The organism is Arthrobacter sp. SLBN-122, from assembly GCF_006715165.1.
In the GTDB taxonomy this organism is placed as follows: domain Bacteria; phylum Actinomycetota; class Actinomycetes; order Actinomycetales; family Micrococcaceae; genus Arthrobacter.
This window is the reverse complement of sequence record NZ_VFMS01000001.1, coordinates 2,837,018-2,852,532: the sequence shown is the minus strand read 5'-3', so window position 1 is coordinate 2,852,532 and position 15,515 is coordinate 2,837,018. Positions and strand designations below refer to the sequence as shown.

Here is a 15,515-nt window from a genome sequence, read left to right as displayed (position 1 = left end):
CCACGAGACAAGGGCTTTAGGTCTTGAAGCGGCACATGGAGGGGACTATCCTTAGACAATCATCTGCTTGATAAACCGAAAGGTTGGCTAGAAACGGGTAACGATGAACTCTGAAAGTGCGGCCTTGGACTCGGCCTTCATGGCCTTGGCAGATCCCGTGCGAAGGAGCATCATTGCACGGCTCAGCCGGGGCCCGGCAACAGTGAACGAATTGGCAGAACCGTTCGAAATCTCCAAGCAGGCGGTTTCGAAACATATCCAGGTGCTCGAGCAGGCGGAACTGGTGACCCGAAGCAGGGACGCGCAGCGCAGGCCCGTCCACCTGAACCCGGCGCGGCTTGAGGCGCTGACCGCATGGATCGACCGCTACCGGTTGGTGCGTGAAGGGCAGTTCCGCAGCCTGGATGCCGTACTCAAATCAAACACCGCGGACAGCGGCGATGAATCATCCAAGGAGTCATGATGAGCAATTCCCTGAAACTCAGCGTTCCCGAGGGCGTCCCCTTCATCGATTTTGAGCGCGAGTTCGATTTCCCGGTCGCGGATGTGTTCCGCGCGCACAAAGAGCCGGACCTCATTGTCCAGTGGCTGGGCCCGCGGGGCATGAAGATGGCGATCGACCACTACGACTTCCGCACGGGCGGCAGCTACAGCTACCTGCATACGGGACCGGACGGGGTGGCCTACGAGTTCCGTGGCATCTTCCATACGGTGCGCGAGAACGAGTTCGCCCTGCAGACGTTTGAGTTCGGCGGTTACCCGGACATCGTCAGCCTGGAGTTCATGACGTTTGAAGACCTGGGCAATGGACGGACCCGGCTGCGGGGGCACTCGGTGTACCCCAGCCAGGAGGCGCGCGACGGCATGGCGCAGTCGGGCATGGAGGGCGGAATGTCTGAAGGCTACGAGCGGCTCGAGGAATTACTGGCAGGCGCGCGCGTCTGAGCCGCGGGTCTGGGCAAGGGCGAGGGCTTCGTCCAGTACGCGGCCCAGGTTGGCGGCGTCGTGCGCGAAGCGGCCCAGGAAGAGTCCATCCGCCGCGGGCAACAGTGGAAGCAGGCCCGGGCCGGCGCTGCCGCCGTATATAAGGGGGCAGTCCCTGCCCAGCTCGGCACGGATGTGGGCCAGGACGGCGTTGACGTGCTCCGGCGGGGCGGGTTCCTGCGCACCGATGGCCCAGACCGGCTCGTACGCCAGGAGCAGGCTGCTGAGCAGGGCGGGGTCGCCGTCCGTGGCGGCGCGGACCTGCTGCACGCAGAAGGCGGCGGCAGCGCCGGCGTCGAGCTTGTCCGCCTCGCCGATGCAGAGCAGCGGGGTGAGGGAATGGCCGACGGCGGCGCGCACCTTGCGTGCCACCACGGCATCATCCTCGGCAAAGAATTTGCGACGTTCCGCGTGGCCGATTTCGACGAGCGAAACGCCCAGTTCGGCCAGCATTCCGGGACTGACTTCCCCGGTCAGGGGCCCGTCGCCCCAGGCGCAGTTCTGCGCTCCCAGCAGGACGGGCGAGCCGGCCAGGATCCGCGCGGCAGGCTCCAGGACCGGAAAGGATGGGATGACGAAGACCCGGACCGCGGAATCCTTGGCGGAATTCGTGCCCAGTCCGGGCCTGTCGTCGACAACAGAGCGGACCTCCGACAGCCAGCGCAGGCTTGCCTGGTATCCCAGGTACATCTTGGTGCTGACACCGATGTAGAGGGTGCCGTTCCCTGTGCTGCTGCCGGAGGTGCTCATGGCTTTCCTTTGTGGAGAGGGGTGACGTGCTCAGTCGAGCAGGTCGTCGGCCTTGTTCTTGAACCGCTTGGTGGCGAACATCATCGCAGCGGCCACGAAGGGCAGGACGCCCAGGGCGTAGACGCCCATGGATCCGGTGGGCGATTGCGTGGCCTCGTTGACCGCGGTCCGCAGGATCGGGGCCACGAAGCCACCCAGGTTGCCAAGGGAGTTGATCAGGCCGATGCCGGCTGCGGCGGCCGATCCGGCGAGGAACGCGGTCGGATAGGACCAGACCACCGGGCCAACGGCCAGGAAGCTGCACACCGCCAGGGTAATGAAGATCATGCCGATGACCGGCTGGTGGTTGGTGCCTGCCCAGGCCGACCCGAAGATGCACAGGCCTGTTGAGATGAACAGGATGGTGCCGAACTTGCGGCGCTTGGCCACGGTATCTGCGGCTTTTCCGATGAAGTAGCAGGAGAAGATGCCGAAGAACCACGGGACCGCGATCAGCAGGCCGACGGCCAGTCCAACCTTCTGCCCGGTCAGGGAGGACACCTGCTGCGGCAGGAAGAACGTCACGCCGTAGACGGCGATCTGCAGGCAGAAGTAGATGGCGGTGAAATACCAGACGCGGCCGTTGCGCATGGCGGCCAGGATGCCGCGGGGCCCGGTTTCGTCCTTGATGGTGTCTTCAAGCGCCATGACTTCCTTCAGCGCGTACTTCTCTTCCTTGTTGAGGAACTTGGCCTTCTCCGGACCGTTGATCAGGAAGAAGAACGCTGCGATGCCGGCAAGGACGGCCAGGAGGCCTTCGACGAAGAACATGACCTGCCAGCCGCGCAGGCCGGGCACCTGGTCGCCGATGTTGATCAGCCAGCCGGACAGCGGGTTGCCGATCATCTGGGAGAACGGCTGTGCCAGGTAGAAGATGGCGAACATCTGCACGCGCACCTTGTTGGGGAACCACTCGGCGAGGTACATGATCACGCCGGGGAACAGCCCTGCTTCGGTCACGCCGAGGAGGAAACGCAGGATCACGAACGACGTCTCGCCCTGCACAAAAGCGAAGCATGCCGAAACGATGCCCCACGTGATGGCGATGCGTGCCAGCCAGATCTTGGCGCCGACCTTCTTGAGCAGCAGGTTGCTGGGGATCTCGAAGATCGCGTAGCCGATGAAGAAGATGCCTGCGCCCAGGGCGAAGGCCGCGGCGGACACCCCCTTGTCCGCTCCCAGCGCGGCCTCTGCGAAGCCGACGTTGGTGCGGTCCAGGAACGAAACGACATACAGGATGACCAGCATCGGCATGAGCCGGCGGGCCGCCTTGAAGATCGCGGACTTCAGGACCGGGCGGGCCAGAAGTTCCTTGGATGTTGCGGTGGTTTCGGACACAACACTCTCCTTCGAGTGGTGGGTTGGTGTTGTCCGCGGGCCGGCGGCCCGCGGGTCTTGCGGTGGCACCCGGTAGGGGTGCCGTCAGTGCATGTACAGGCCGCCGTCGACGTTCAGCGTCTGGCCGGAGATATAGCCGGCATCCTCGCCGATCAGGAATGAGATGGCTGCGGCGACGTCTCGAGTGGTGCCCACCCGGTTCACCACCAGGTCCTTGACGAGCTCATCCTTGCGTTCCTCGCTGAGGGTGCCGCCCATGATGTCGGTGTCGATGGGACCGGGTGAGATGGCGTTGACGGTGATGTCGTACTCCCCCAGTTCACGGGCGGTGGCGCGGGTCAGGCCGATGACGCCGGCCTTGGCCACGGAGTACGGGGTCTTGCTGAAGGTTCCGCCGCCGCGCTGGGCGGAGACCGAGGAGATGTTCACGATCCGCCCCAGCCGGTTCTTCACCATGGATTCAGCTGCCCGGCGGGTGGCGTAGTGGACACCGTTCATGTTGATGTTGATCACGCGGTCCCACTCGGCGCCGTCGAGTTCAAGGTAGGGAACCGGAGAGCTGACGCCGGCGATGTTGGCAAGGGCCACGAGCTGGGGCAGTTCTGCCTCGATCTCGTCGATGGCGGCACGTACGGAAGCCTCGTCGCCGATATTGGCGCCGGCCCCGTGGGCTTTGACGCCGTGCTTTTCCGCCAACTCCTTGGCGACTGCCTTGCAGGCAGCGTCATCGAGGTCGATCACGCCGATGTTCCACCCACGTTCGGCAAGGTAGTCTGCGGTGGCCCGGCCGATGCCTCGCTCTGAGACTGCCCCGGTGACGATCACCGTGCGGTCTGCGGGAAATGCTGTCATGGATTGTTCCTTCCGGTGAGGCAGGTTTCGGTCGCGGTAAAGGCGCCGCCTGGGGCGGCGCCTTTACCGTGCGGTGGTCTGGCTAGGACAGCGGGGCGGGGCCCAGGTCCTCGATGAGCTTTTGCATGGCGACGTATGCCTTGTTCCGGTAGGCAACAAGGGCAGCGGTCCGGTCAGCCGGGACGTCCAGGAAGCCGGAGCCGGTCTTGGTGCCCAGCTGGCCGGCGTCGACCTTGTCCTGCAGGATCTTGGGGGTGGCGAACCGCTCCGGGAAGCCGGTCTGCAGGGACTTATAGCAGAAGGCGTACACGTCCAGGCCTGCCATGTCGGCGATCGCGAACGGCCCGAAGAAGGGCAGCCGGAAGCCGAAGGTGGTGCGCACCAGGGTATCCACGTCCTCCGCGGTGGCGATGCCTTCCTCCACCACCTGTGCGGCTTCGTGGAAGAGGGCGTACTGGAGCCGGTTCAGCACGAAGCCGGTGACGTCCTTGACGGTGGCTGTTTCCTTGCCGGTCTCCCCCACGATGGTGCGGGCGGCCTGGACCGTTGCCTCGGAAGTTCCTTCGTGCGGGATGACTTCCACGCCGGGGATGAACGGGGCCGGGTTGGAGAAGTGGACGCCCAGGAAGCGCTCCGGGTTGTCCACCACCTCGGCCAGCTTGGCGATGGAGATGGTGGAGGTGTTGGAGCCGATGATGGCATCGGGGCGGGCGGCGGCGCTGATCCTGCCCAGGGTGGCGTGCTTGATCTCCAGGACCTCCGGCACTGCCTCCTCGATGTACTCGGCGCCGGCCACGGCTTCTTCGATGTCCTTGGCTGCCCAGAGGTTTTCCTTGAGCAGGTCGGTGGCGTTCGCAGGGAACAGGCCGGCCGCGACGAACTCGTCGGATTCCTTCAGCAGGCGCTCGTAGTTGCTCTGGGCGATTTCGGCGGAGACGTCCGCCAGTGCCACGCGGGCTCCGGCGAGTGCCAGGACCTGGGCGATTCCGCCGCCCATGTAGCCGGAGCCGACGACGGCGATGTTACGGGTGCTCATTTGGTTTCAAGTCCTTCCGACGCGCCCTCATAGGAGCAGATGGCGTCTACTTTTGCCGCGGATGCGGAGTTTTCATCGAAGCGGTAGTTGAGCCACTCGCCCACCAGCTTCTTGGCCAGTTCCAGGCCGATGACGCGCTGGCCCATGGTCAGCACCTGCGCGTTGTTGGACAGCACGGAGCGTTCCACGGAGTAGCTGTCGTGGGCCGTGACCGCCCGGATGCCCGGTACCTTGTTGGCCGAAATGGCCACGCCCAGGCCGGTGCCGCAGATCAACAGCGCGCGGTCCGCTTCGCCGGCGGCCACCTTACGGGCTGCGGCGACGGCCAAGTGCGGGTAGGCCGTGGAGTCGTCGGCGCCGACTCCTACGTCCTCCACCGACGCAACGCGGGGGTCCGCCTCAAGCATCTCGCGCAGGGCGTTCTTGTATTCGACGCCGGCTTCGTCGTTGCCGACGACGATGCGCCAGCCTGGCTGGGTTTGCTCAGTCATGCGATTCTCCTTAGGAGCTTTCGATGGTGGCGGCGTAGTCCGCCACCCTGCGGGCGATAAGGCCGAACGAGACGGCGCCGGGATCCGGGTGGCCGAGGCTCTTTTCGGCGAGCGGCCGGGCACGGCCTTTCTTCGGGCTGAGGTCGGCAGTCGCGTCAGCGGCCTTGGCGGCAGCTTCCGCTGCCGCACGCAGGCTGCCGGCCAAGCTGCCGCCGTCGTCAATTGCCTTGGTGAAGGTCTCAGCGAACGGAAGGAGCGCGTCCACCATGGTCTTGTCTCCCGCTTCCGCCTTGCCCAGGGTGATGATGGCATCGCGGAGGGCGTTGACGGCCGCCGCTGCGTCAGCGGCGGTATAGGCGTCCTTGCTGCCAAGGGTCCTGCCAACGGCGGTGACGGCCGCGCCCCAAAGGGCCCCGGAGGTACCGCCGGCGCGCTCGGCCCACTGCTCCCCCGCCGCCGCGAGGACTTCCTCCAGGCCGGCGCCGCCTGCGTGGGACTTCTCCGCTGCAGCAACGGCCGCGTCCACGCCGCGCCGCATGCCGATGCCGTGGTCGCCGTCCCCGGCGATGGCATCCAGCTTTCCGAGTGCCTCCTCGTGTTCGACGACGACGGCGCGCGCCTCCTTCAGAGCGTCCACGGCGGTGGCGGCCAAGGCAGTGGAGGCGGCGGTGGCGGCCAGCGCAGGCGCCGTGGCAGCCTCAGCCAGGGACTCCACCGAACGTGCCCGGCGCTGGGCAAGATTACCCTTGCGGAAGGCAGGGGTGTCAGCCGGCGCGGCCCAGAACTTCTCCAGTTCCTCATCCAGCCAGAACAGCGTCAGGGACAGGCCGGACATGTCCAGGCTGGTCACCAGTTCACCGCACTCAGGCTCCACGATGTCCAGTCCGGCTGCGGAGAGCAGGGCTTCGACCTTTCCGAACAGCAGGAAGAGCTCGTCATACTTGACCGTTCCCAGTCCGTTGAGGATGGGTACCACGCGTTGGCCTGCGGCGTCCGGTTTGTCCTTCAACAGACCGTCCACCAGCAGTTTGGCCAGTTCGCTGGCGCTGGGCAGGGGCTGCTCGGAGATCCCGGGTTCGCCGTGGATGCCCAGTCCCACCGACATCATGCCTTCCGGCACGGTGAAGAGGGGCTCGCTTGCGCCGGGGAGTGTGCAGCCGGCGAAGGCCACGCCGAGGGAGCGGGTGCGGTGGTTGGCCTTGATGGCGAGCCTCTCCACCTCGTCCAGGTCCAGCCCGGCCTCTGCGGCCGCGCCGGCCACCTTGAAGACGGTAAGGTCACCGGCGATGCCGCGGCGCTTGCCGATTTCTTCGAGGGGCGCACTGGCGATGTCATCGGTTACCAGCACGGTGCGGGTTTCGATGCCTTCAGCGTTCAGCTTCTCCTGCGCCTGGCCGAAGTGGAGCACGTCGCCGGCGTAGTTGCCGTAGCTGAGCAGGACACCGCCGCCGGTTTGGGAGGCTTTGGCCACCCGGTACACCTGCCCGGCGGAGGGGGAAGCAAACATGTTGCCGCAGGCGCTTCCGGCGGCAAGCCCGGCGCCAACCAGGCCGGCGAAGGCCGGATAGTGGCCGGAACCGCCGCCGATGACCACTGCCACCTGGCCCTCGGGTGATTCGGTGGAGCGGACAACGCCGCCGTCCACCCGGGCCACGTACTGGCGGTTGGCTGCAACGAAGCCGTCGAGGGCGTCGTCAGCGAACTGCGCTGGATCGTCAAATATTTTTGTCATGATTCCTCGTTGAACCCGTTGGGTCGGTTGGGATGCCTGCCGGTGCTAGCGTGCCGGAACGGCCGCCGGCGTCTGCCGGCCCTGGGCCACCAGGCTGGTGCCCAGTGCGTAGCTGTCCCGCTTCGGGAGGACCTGCCGGCGCAGGTAGTCCTGGTTGGCGGCCGTAACGCTGAGGCCGTCGCCCCCATAGTGTTCGGTGCAGATGATGCCCTGGAAGCCCACCGAGATGGCGAACTGGAAGGCCTCGCGGTAGCTGATGAGGCCGGACTCCATGGGCGCCGGCATTGCAACATAGTGGTCGCGGGCCTGGTCCTCGTCACGGATGTAGTTCTTGACGTGCCAGTAGTTGGAGTAGGGCAGCGTCTTGTGGACCAGCTCGCGCCAGTCCTCGATGGGGCGGTGCAGGCGGATCAGGTTTCCCAGGTCCGGATTCAAGCCAACGTTGGGCAGGTCGATGTCCTGGACCAGCTGGACCGAGGAGTCTGCGGTGCCAAGGTAGGTGTCCTCGTACATCTCCAGCGAGACCAGGAGCCCCAGTTCCGCGGCGTGCTTGCCCACTTCGCGGATGCGGGTGACGGCGTTGTTCCAGGTTTCCTTGTCCCCTGCCGGGTCCTTGTGGCCCTCGACGGTCCAGAACCAGAGCTGCTTCTGCTGCTCCGGTGTGATGGCCTGGTGCAGGCCGATCGAGACCACCTCGCAACCGAGCTGGGCGGCGGCCTCGAGGGTCCGGTGCGTGTAGGCCAGGTTTTCCTCCCACTTGCCTTCTTCGATCACGCTGCGGCGGATGGCGGAGATGGAGGGAAGCCCCAGACCGGCGGCGGTGGCGGCCGCCTTCAGTTCGTCCAGCCGGGCGGTTGAGAGATCGCCGGGGCGCACCCAGCTATCGGTGAGGTCGGCGTTGGTGAAGCCGGCGTCTGCCACTTCTTCGAAGACCTGCTGCCAGTCACTGGCAGGGGCATCCTGGATAGAGGTTCCGTCGGGTTTGGTTCCCGGGAACTGCAGCAGGGCAGCGGCGATGGGCCAGTTTTCAGCGGTGTACGGCATTGTCACTCCAGATCTAGAATCGCATTTCCTATAGGATCTACGCTTTACGTGGGTCCTGTCAAGGGGGTGTTTGTTGCTCCCTTGCGGGAGCTTGTGCAGGGAGGGCCTACAGGGGCCTGAGGGACGTGCTAGCTGCGCACTTCGCTGTCGTGCTGCGAGCGCTGCTTGACCCCTTCAATGTGGTCGATCATCTTTTGCCGGGCAAGCTCGGCGTCGCCGGCTTCGAAGGCCTTGAGGATTTCGGTGTGCTCGGAGATGGCATAGTCGGCATCCGTCACGCCCAGGCCGCCGAAGAAGCGGAAGCGCTGCACCTGGCCGCCCAAGGCGTTGTAGGCAGACAGCAGGAACTGGTTGTCCGCGGACTCGGCGATAAGCCGGTGGAAGCGTTCGTCGGCTTCCCAGTAGGCGCGGAACTCCGCGAAGGACGGCCCGCGCGGCGCTGCCTTCAGGTCCTCGATGGCCTGCTCCAGTTGCCCTGTCAGTTGCGGGTCCGCATGTTTGCAGGCCATGAAAGCATTGGCCGGTTCGATGACCAGGCGGGCGTCCATGAGATCGGCAAGTTCCTCCGGGGAGAACAGCGGGGCCACGCGGTAACCGCGCAGGGCGGCCCTGCGCACCATCCCGGTCGCTTCCAGCCGGGCGAGCGCCTCGCGCACCGGTGTCGGGGAAACGTCCAGTTCCCGGGCCATCCCGTCGATGCTGACCGGGGTGCCGGCTTCCAGCCGGCCGTCCATCAGGGCAACAAGAAGCGCTTCATACACGTGGTCGGCGAGGACCTGCCTGCTCACGCCGCCGGAGGCCTGGTTCTTGGTTGCCATGTAGAAATCCTATAGCCGGAAGATGCGCGGGAGCGCGTGGGTGTGGTGGTCCCGGGCACGCCTGCTGGTGCCGTGCGGCCGGGCGGCTGCACGGCACCAGCAGGAAACGGGGGTCAGGAAACCTGCAGGCCGCCGTTGATGTCGTACGTGGCGGCGGTGATGTAACCGGCATCCTCGCCAAGCAGGAACGCGATCAGCGCGGCTACTTCCTCACGGGTTCCCACCCGGCCCATCATGATCCCCTCGGACATCTGGGCCTTGCGCTCGTCTGTCAGCGTGCCGCCCATGATGTCCGTGTCGATCGGACCTGGGGCAATGGCGTTCACGGTGATGTTGTGCCCGCCCACCTCGCGGGCCAGGGCACGGGTGAAGCCCAGGATGCCGGCTTTCGACGCACTGTAGGCCACCTTGGAGTAGGTGCCGCCGCCGCGCTGGGCTGAGATGGAGGAGATGCTGACGATCCTCCCGAGTTCGCGCTCGATCATGCCCTTGAGGACCCGTTGGGAAACGATGAAGGTGCCGCGCATGTTGATGGCGAAGACCTTGTCCCATTCCGCCACCGTGGTTTCCATGAAGGTGGTGGGCGAACTGATGCCCGCAAGGTTGACCAGTCCGACGATGGGCGGAAGCGCCTGCTCGATCTCTGTAATGGCGCGGTCCACGGATGCCTCGTCAGAGACGTCGGCACCTACGCCGATGGCCTTGACGGCGCGGTTGGCACCGATTTCTGCCGCCGCCGCCTTGGCATCTTCGTCGTTGATGTCCAGGATGGCGATGGACCAGCCTTCGCTGGCCAGCCGGTCTGCGGTTGCCCGGCCGATCCCGCGGGCCGATGCAGCCCCGGTCAGGACCGCGGTGCGTTCTGCGGGAAAGGTGTGCTGTGTAGTCATTGGTGTGTCCTAGTGTGTTTCGGCGGCAGGAATTGTGGCCCCGGGGGCGGAGACACCTTCCGGCCGTTTGCGTGCGTAAAGGTAGGTGGCTGCAGCGGTTATGGCGAGGCAGGCGGCCAGGAACACCAGCCCGCTCTGGCTGTTTCCGGTGGCGTCCTTGAGGATGCCCACGATATAGGGCGCCACGAAGCCACCCAGGTTGCCAAGGGAGTTGACCATGGCAAGCCCGGCAGCAGCAGCAGCACCGGTGAGGGCTGCGGAGGGCATGGCGAGGAACGGTGCGATGGCGGAGTAGATGCCCATGGCCGCGAGGGTCAGGAACACCATGGCCAGCACGGCGTTGACCGGCAGCAGGAAGCCTGCGCCCAGGAGGCCGACGGCGGCGAGCACCATGCTCATGCTGGCATGCCATACGCGGTTGCCGGTCCGGTCCGAGCGCTTGCTCCAGAAGTAGACGAACACCGCTGCGATGGCGTACGGGATGAAGACGATGAAGCCCACCTGGGTCGAGTCGAACTTGCCCAGCGCCTTGACGATGGTGGGCAGCCAGAGCCCCAGGCCGTAGATGCCGCAGACCAGGCCGAAGTACAGCGCCGAGTAGGCGATGGTGCGGGGGTCTTTCAGGCCGGCAAGGAAGTTGTGGTTGCCGGACTTCTGCTTGTGGGCGAGTTCGGCGGCCATCGTGGTGGAGAGCCACTCACGTTCTTCCGGCTTGAGCCACTTGGCGTGTTCGGGCCGGTCCGTCATGACGAAGGGGGTGATGATGCCCAGCAGGATGGCGGGAATGCCTTCAAGGATGTACAGCCACTGCCAGCCGTGCAGGCCTGCCACGCCTTCCAGGTTCAGGAGCATGCCGGACACGGGTGCGCCGAGGGCGTTGGAGATGGGCTGGGCCAGGATGAAGATACCCAGCACCGTCACCCGCTGCGCTGCGGGGAACCACAGGGTCAGGTAGAAGAGGATGGCGGGGAAGAAGCCGGCCTCGGCGGCTCCAAGCAGGAACCGGATGATGTAGAAGGTGGCTTCACCGTTCACCAGGAACATGGCCGTGGCAAAAATGCCCCAGCTGATCAGGATCCGGGCGATCCACTTCCGGGCCCCATAGCGGTACATGCCGCCGTTGGACGGAATCTCCAGCAGCGCATAGCCGAGGAAGAAGATGCCGGCGCCCAGGCCGTAGGCGGCTTCGGTCAGGCCGATGTCCCCCTGCATGCCGAGCTTTGCGAAGCCCACATTGTTCCGGTCCAGGTAGGCGATGAAGTACAGCAGGACGATCAGGGGCATAAGCCTCCGGCGGACCTTGCGGAGGGTGGTCTCGCCCAACTCGCTGAGGGCGGGGGCAGTGGCGCGGGAGGTCATCGCCGGCCTCCCAGTGCGGTGAGGAAACCCTCGAAAGGGGAATGCGCGCGCATAACGACTCCTTTGGCTGGCGGCATTTTTTTGGGGAAAACTGATATCAGATGTCTGATGTCTGTATGAGATTCTAATCACAGGGACCGGGAGCGTCAAACACGAGTGCCGACGCGACCGGACGGCATGCCGATAGCAGGAAAATACCCAGTTGGAAGAGGTTCAGACAGGCCTAGCGGGCACTTGCTCCGGTGGGGCTGGACACGGCGAGGTAGCGCTCGTAGTCCTCGAAAGTCTGGGTGATGTGCGCGTCCATGGTGGAGCGGGCGGTGGCCGGGTCCCCGGCGGCAATGGCGGCCAGGACCATCTTGTGATGGTGGATGGCGTGGCGCTGCACGTCAGGGAACGCTGAGGTTTCGCGCCGCATCGCGTAAAGCAAGGTGGACAGCTGGCCAAGCAGGGCCGGCACGAACGGGTTGCCGGATGCGCGCAGGACGGTGTCGTGGAAGGCGATGTCAGCCACGGTCAGCGCGTCCACGTCGCCGGCGTGATGCGCCGCTTCCATCTGCTCCACGCTGTCCTGCAGTGCGGCGAGGTCAGCCGGCCGGTGGCGGGAGGCAGCGAGTTCCGCCGCGCCGGTCTCCACCATGCGGCGGACTTCGAGCAAACGAAGCGCCACCTGGTCCGAGGCCACTCCCCGGGAAGCTGAGCGCATAATGGCGTCCAGTCCCGTCCAGCGCTCGGGCGGGTTGACGAAGGTGCCCAGGCCGCGCTTTACGTACACGACGTCCTGCGCCTTCAGCACTTTCATGGCTTCGCGGGCCGTCAGCCTGCTGACGCCGGACTCCTTGGCGATATCAGCCTCCGGCGGCAGGGCGTCGTCGGCCTTGATCTCGCCACTGAGGATGTGCTCAAGGACCTTGTCCACGACGGCGTCGACCAGGGTGGGTCGCTTCTCTGCCATCCGTCTTTCCCCTGCCTGCGCGCCCTGGGCGCCCCTGATTTACCTTCCTCAACATTACTCGACGCACCGGGGCACCCGTTGCCCGGCCGCCGTCATTCGTTAAACAAGGAAGTTCGTTAAACAGCAAACGCGGGGCCACCCCTTGCCGGTCCGTTGAGCGGACCGGGCGGGGGTGACCCCGCGTTGTGCAGTACTGCTAGAGGGCTGCGTAGACCTCGCGGAGCAGCTTGGCGGTCTCGGACGGCGTCTTGCCGACCTTGACGCCGGCGGCCTCGAGGGCTTCCTTCTTGGCCTGTGCGGTACCGGCGGAGCCGGAGACGATGGCACCCGCGTGGCCCATGGTCTTGCCTTCGGGAGCCGTGAAGCCTGCCACGTAGCCAACAACCGGCTTGGTGACGTTGGCCTTGATGAAGTCAGCTGCACGCTCTTCGGCGTCACCGCCGATTTCACCGATCATCACGATCGCCTTGGTCTCGGGGTCAGCCTCGAACGCAGCCAGGGCGTCGATGTGGGTGGTGCCGATGACGGGGTCGCCGCCGATGCCGATGGCGGTGGAGAAGCCCAGGTCGCGCAGTTCGTACATCATCTGGTAGGTCAGGGTTCCGGACTTGGAAACCAAGCCGATGGGGCCCTTGCCCGTGATGTTGTTCGGCGTGATGCCCACCAGTGCCTCGCCCGGAGTGATGATGCCGGGGCAGTTCGGGCCGATGATGCGGGTGACCTGGTTGCCGTCGGCGTCAACCTTGGACTGGGCCAGTGCCCAGAACTCGGCGGAATCCTGGACCGGAACGCCTTCGGTGATGACAACCACAAGGCCGATGCCGGCCTCGATGGCTTCAACCACAGCGTTCTTGGTGAATGCCGGCGGCACGAAGACGATGGAGACGTCGGCGCCGGTTTCAGCCATGGCTTCCTTGACGGTGCCGAAGACGCTGATTTCGTTGTCGCCGTGCAGGACCGTGGTGCCGGCCTTGCGGGCGTTCACGCCGCCAACAATGTTGGTGCCGGCCTTGAGCATCAGGGCGGTGTGCTTGGTGCCTTCGCCGCCGGTGATGCCCTGGACGATGACCTTGGAGTCCTTGTTCAGATAAATAGACATGGTGCGTCCCTTTACTTCGCTGCGTTGGCGAGCTCGGCGGCCTTGTCGGCGCCCTCGTCCATGGTGGCGGCCAGGGTAACCAGCGGGTGGTTGGCCTCGGTGAGGATGCGGCGGCCTTCCTCGACGTTGTTGCCGTCGAGGCGGACTACCAGCGGCTTGTTCGCGGAGTGGCCGAGTTCGGCGAGTGCACCGACGATGCCCTTGGCAACGGCGTCGCAGGCGGTGATGCCGCCGAAGACGTTGACGAAGACGGACTTGACCTGCTCGTCGCCCAGGATGACGTCCAGGCCTGCGGCCATGACCTCTGCGGAGGCTCCGCCGCCGATGTCCAGGAAGTTGGCGGGCTTGACGTTGCCGTGGTTTTCACCGGCGTAGGCGACGACGTCGAGCGTGGACATGACCAGGCCGGCGCCATTGCCGATGATGCCTACTTCGCCGTCGAGCTTGACGTAGTTGAGGTCCTGCGCCTTTGCCTTGGCCTCAAGCGGGTCTGCAGCGTCCTTGTCCTCGAGTTGCGCGTGCTTCGGGTGCCGGAAGTCGGCGTTCTCGTCGAGGGAAACCTTGCCGTCGAGGGCCAGGATGTCACCGTTGCCGGTCTTGACCAGCGGGTTGACCTCCACCAGGGTGGCGTCTTCCTTCTTGAAGACGTCCCAGAGCTTCAGGATGACGCCTGCCACCTGGCCGCGGAGTTCCTCGGCGAAGCCGGCGGCTGCGACGATTTCGTCAGCCTTGGCCTGGTCGATGCCCACGGCGGGGTCGATGGCGATCTTTGCCAGCGCTTCGGGGCGTTCGACGGCGAGCTGTTCGATTTCCATGCCGCCCTCAACAGAGCACATGGCCAGGTAGTTGCGGTTGGCCCGGTCCAGCAGAACGGAGAAGTAGTACTCCTCCGCGATGTCGGCACCCTGGGCGATCATCACCTTGTTGACGGTGTGGCCCTTGATGTCCATGCCCAGGATGTTGGTGGCATGCTCAAACGCCTCGTCGGCGGACTTTGCCACCTTCACGCCGCCGGCCTTGCCGCGGCCGCCTGCCTTGACCTGTGCCTTGACAACGGTTACGCCGCCGATCTTCTCGGCAGCTGCCTTTGCTTCTTCTGGGGTGTACGCCACGATGCCGGCAAGCACGGGTACACCGTGCGCCTCGAACATATCGCGCGCCTGGTATTCAAACAGGTCCACGGTTTAGTGTCCTTCTACGTCGAAGTAGTTTCTATACAGCCGGACACCATCGAATAGGACAATGACCGGGCTGCGGATTGCACGCACCGGCGGCCTGTTTGGAAACGAGCCACGCGGCGTGATGCTCCATGGGGAACTCTAGTCCTTTGGAGGGACCGGGCCGTCCCAGACTACCTCTTATGTGAGTAAGCACACTATTCTATGGAGCGTAGAAAAACCGCGGATTTACGGGGTTTTTGGGCCTTCTGCCTGCGGGGATGCGCTGCTTATGGCGGGGGCCGGGACCAGTTCGTAACGTTCGGGGGAAATGAAGAATCCGACGCCGGCGGAGACATTTCCACATGCCACGCCGCCGTTGTAGGCCGAACAGCGCAAGCCGTTGCGTTCGAGGTTCTGCCCGTCCGCCAGCACAGTCAGCTGAGTCAGCGGACCGGCCTTGGTCCCCCCGGGCCCGTAGGCCGCCTCCATCGGAGTGACGCCGGAGCGGCATTCCCCGTAGCGTGCAGTGTCCGGCGCCAGCAGGGCCACACCGCCCAGGTAACCAAGGTGGGTGCCGGCACAGTCATCCTTGACGTCGCCGGGTTGGGGAGGCTGATAGGTGACAAGCCCGCAGTGGGCCACCGGGACAATGGGCAGCTTGTTGTTGGCAGCATCGCTGTAGCCGTTTTGTTCGTACGGCAGGTTCACATGTTCCCCGCGCGCGGACGTCAGTGAGCAGGAAATGGTCCGGTCCGCGGTGATGAAGGACAGGACGTCCCCTCCACTGGAGAAGTTCTTTGGATCGGCCAGGGGCGCCTTTTCCAGCTGCTCCAAGGGAGGCAGCGGCGCCGGCGGAATATAGGAGGGGTCCTCGGTGGTCACGCTGCACCCCGTAACGGTCACGGCGGTGGCAAGGAAAAGGGCGGCGAGCATCCCCCATACTGTGCGTCGCATGGGCTCCATTATGC

16 protein-coding genes are annotated in these 15,515 nt (G+C 65.2%); 2 read left to right on the top strand and 14 right to left on the bottom strand.

Annotation, left to right across the window (positions count from 1 at the left end; all coding sequences use genetic code 11):
* Positions 1–103: 103 nt before the first annotated feature.
* A complete protein-coding gene (locus FBY36_RS13310) occupies positions 104–463 on the top strand; it encodes an ArsR/SmtB family transcription factor (protein WP_142120080.1) in 360 nt (119 codons plus the stop codon).
* Positions 463–945, top strand: coding sequence for an SRPBCC family protein (locus tag FBY36_RS13305; protein ID WP_142122633.1), 483 nt, complete (start codon positions 463–465; stop codon positions 943–945). The genes FBY36_RS13310 and FBY36_RS13305 overlap by 1 nt, the downstream gene beginning before the upstream one ends.
* Here FBY36_RS13305 and FBY36_RS13300 read toward each other — a convergent pair.
* From FBY36_RS13300 to FBY36_RS13235, 14 genes are all read right to left on the bottom strand, one after another.
* Entirely contained in the window at positions 922–1,734 is an 813-nt protein-coding gene (locus FBY36_RS13300) for a triose-phosphate isomerase family protein (protein ID WP_142120079.1), read from the bottom strand. The genes FBY36_RS13305 and FBY36_RS13300 overlap by 24 nt on opposite strands.
* A 30-nt stretch (positions 1,735–1,764) precedes the next feature.
* Positions 1,765–3,111: an MFS transporter gene (locus FBY36_RS13295; RefSeq protein WP_142120077.1), complete on the bottom strand. Its 1,347-nt coding sequence runs from the start codon at positions 3,109–3,111 to the stop codon at positions 1,765–1,767.
* 84 nt (positions 3,112–3,195) lie between these two features.
* Positions 3,196–3,963 carry an SDR family NAD(P)-dependent oxidoreductase gene (locus FBY36_RS13290; protein WP_142120075.1) on the bottom strand — a complete coding sequence of 256 codons (768 nt, stop codon included), beginning with the start codon at positions 3,961–3,963 and terminating at the stop codon, positions 3,196–3,198.
* 82 nt (positions 3,964–4,045) lie between these two features.
* Positions 4,046–4,999 (bottom strand): 3-hydroxyacyl-CoA dehydrogenase family protein, encoded by a 954-nt coding sequence (locus FBY36_RS13285; RefSeq protein WP_142120073.1) that lies wholly within the window; start codon positions 4,997–4,999, stop codon positions 4,046–4,048.
* The gene (locus tag FBY36_RS13280; protein ID WP_142120071.1) at positions 4,996–5,490 is read right to left on the bottom strand and encodes a ribose-5-phosphate isomerase; all 495 of its coding nucleotides are present in this window, start codon (positions 5,488–5,490) and stop codon (positions 4,996–4,998) included. The genes FBY36_RS13285 and FBY36_RS13280 overlap by 4 nt, the downstream gene beginning before the upstream one ends.
* 10 nt (positions 5,491–5,500) lie before the next feature.
* Entirely contained in the window at positions 5,501–7,222 is a 1,722-nt protein-coding gene (dhaL, locus tag FBY36_RS13275; protein WP_142120069.1) for a dihydroxyacetone kinase subunit DhaL, read from the bottom strand.
* Positions 7,223–7,267: 45 nt separating this feature from the next.
* Positions 7,268–8,266: a sugar phosphate isomerase/epimerase family protein gene (locus FBY36_RS13270; RefSeq protein WP_142120067.1), complete on the bottom strand. Its 999-nt coding sequence runs from the start codon at positions 8,264–8,266 to the stop codon at positions 7,268–7,270.
* A 128-nt stretch (positions 8,267–8,394) separates the two neighbouring features.
* Positions 8,395–9,084, bottom strand: coding sequence for a GntR family transcriptional regulator (locus FBY36_RS13265; RefSeq protein ID WP_142120065.1), 690 nt, complete (start codon positions 9,082–9,084; stop codon positions 8,395–8,397).
* A gap of 113 nt (positions 9,085–9,197) precedes the next feature.
* Entirely contained in the window at positions 9,198–9,974 is a 777-nt protein-coding gene (locus FBY36_RS13260) for an SDR family NAD(P)-dependent oxidoreductase (RefSeq protein WP_142120063.1), read from the bottom strand.
* A gap of 9 nt (positions 9,975–9,983) precedes the next feature.
* The gene (locus FBY36_RS13255) at positions 9,984–11,333 is read right to left on the bottom strand and encodes an MFS transporter (RefSeq protein ID WP_142120061.1); all 1,350 of its coding nucleotides are present in this window, start codon (positions 11,331–11,333) and stop codon (positions 9,984–9,986) included.
* A 223-nt stretch (positions 11,334–11,556) separates the two neighbouring features.
* A complete protein-coding gene (locus FBY36_RS13250) occupies positions 11,557–12,288 on the bottom strand; it encodes a FadR/GntR family transcriptional regulator (RefSeq protein WP_142120059.1) in 732 nt (243 codons plus the stop codon).
* Positions 12,289–12,484: 196 nt separating this feature from the next.
* Entirely contained in the window at positions 12,485–13,387 is a 903-nt protein-coding gene (gene sucD, locus FBY36_RS13245; protein WP_142120057.1) for a succinate--CoA ligase subunit alpha, read from the bottom strand.
* Between the two features lie 11 nt (positions 13,388–13,398).
* On the bottom strand, positions 13,399–14,568 hold the full coding sequence (gene sucC / locus FBY36_RS13240; RefSeq protein ID WP_142120055.1) for an ADP-forming succinate--CoA ligase subunit beta: 1,170 nt from the start codon (positions 14,566–14,568) through the stop codon (positions 13,399–13,401).
* Between the two features lie 225 nt (positions 14,569–14,793).
* Positions 14,794–15,510 (bottom strand): hypothetical protein, encoded by a 717-nt coding sequence (locus FBY36_RS13235; RefSeq protein ID WP_235008824.1) that lies wholly within the window; start codon positions 15,508–15,510, stop codon positions 14,794–14,796.
* Positions 15,511–15,515: the final 5 nt, after the last annotated feature.

Bases quoted from the DNA above. Each gene is read 5' to 3' on its own strand.
- FBY36_RS13310 (WP_142120080.1), top strand. From the start codon at position 104: ATGAACTCTGAAAGTGCGGCCTTGGACTCGGCCTTCATGGCCTTGGCA.
- FBY36_RS13305 (WP_142122633.1), top strand. From the start codon at position 463: ATGAGCAATTCCCTGAAACTCAGCGTTCCCGAGGGCGTCCCCTTCATC.
- FBY36_RS13300 (WP_142120079.1), bottom strand. From the start codon at position 1,734: ATGAGCACCTCCGGCAGCAGCACAGGGAACGGCACCCTCTACATCGGT.
- FBY36_RS13290 (WP_142120075.1), bottom strand. From the start codon at position 3,963: ATGACAGCATTTCCCGCAGACCGCACGGTGATCGTCACCGGGGCAGTC.
- FBY36_RS13285 (WP_142120073.1), bottom strand. From the start codon at position 4,999: ATGAGCACCCGTAACATCGCCGTCGTCGGCTCCGGCTACATGGGCGGC.
- FBY36_RS13280 (WP_142120071.1), bottom strand. From the start codon at position 5,490: ATGACTGAGCAAACCCAGCCAGGCTGGCGCATCGTCGTCGGCAACGAC.
- dhaL (WP_142120069.1), bottom strand. From the start codon at position 7,222: ATGACAAAAATATTTGACGATCCAGCGCAGTTCGCTGACGACGCCCTC.
- FBY36_RS13270 (WP_142120067.1), bottom strand. From the start codon at position 8,266: ATGCCGTACACCGCTGAAAACTGGCCCATCGCCGCTGCCCTGCTGCAG.
- FBY36_RS13265 (WP_142120065.1), bottom strand. From the start codon at position 9,084: ATGGCAACCAAGAACCAGGCCTCCGGCGGCGTGAGCAGGCAGGTCCTC.
- FBY36_RS13260 (WP_142120063.1), bottom strand. From the start codon at position 9,974: ATGACTACACAGCACACCTTTCCCGCAGAACGCACCGCGGTCCTGACC.
- FBY36_RS13255 (WP_142120061.1), bottom strand. From the start codon at position 11,333: ATGACCTCCCGCGCCACTGCCCCCGCCCTCAGCGAGTTGGGCGAGACC.
- FBY36_RS13250 (WP_142120059.1), bottom strand. From the start codon at position 12,288: ATGGCAGAGAAGCGACCCACCCTGGTCGACGCCGTCGTGGACAAGGTC.
- sucD (WP_142120057.1), bottom strand. From the start codon at position 13,387: ATGTCTATTTATCTGAACAAGGACTCCAAGGTCATCGTCCAGGGCATC.
- FBY36_RS13235 (WP_235008824.1), bottom strand. From the start codon at position 15,510: ATGGAGCCCATGCGACGCACAGTATGGGGGATGCTCGCCGCCCTTTTC.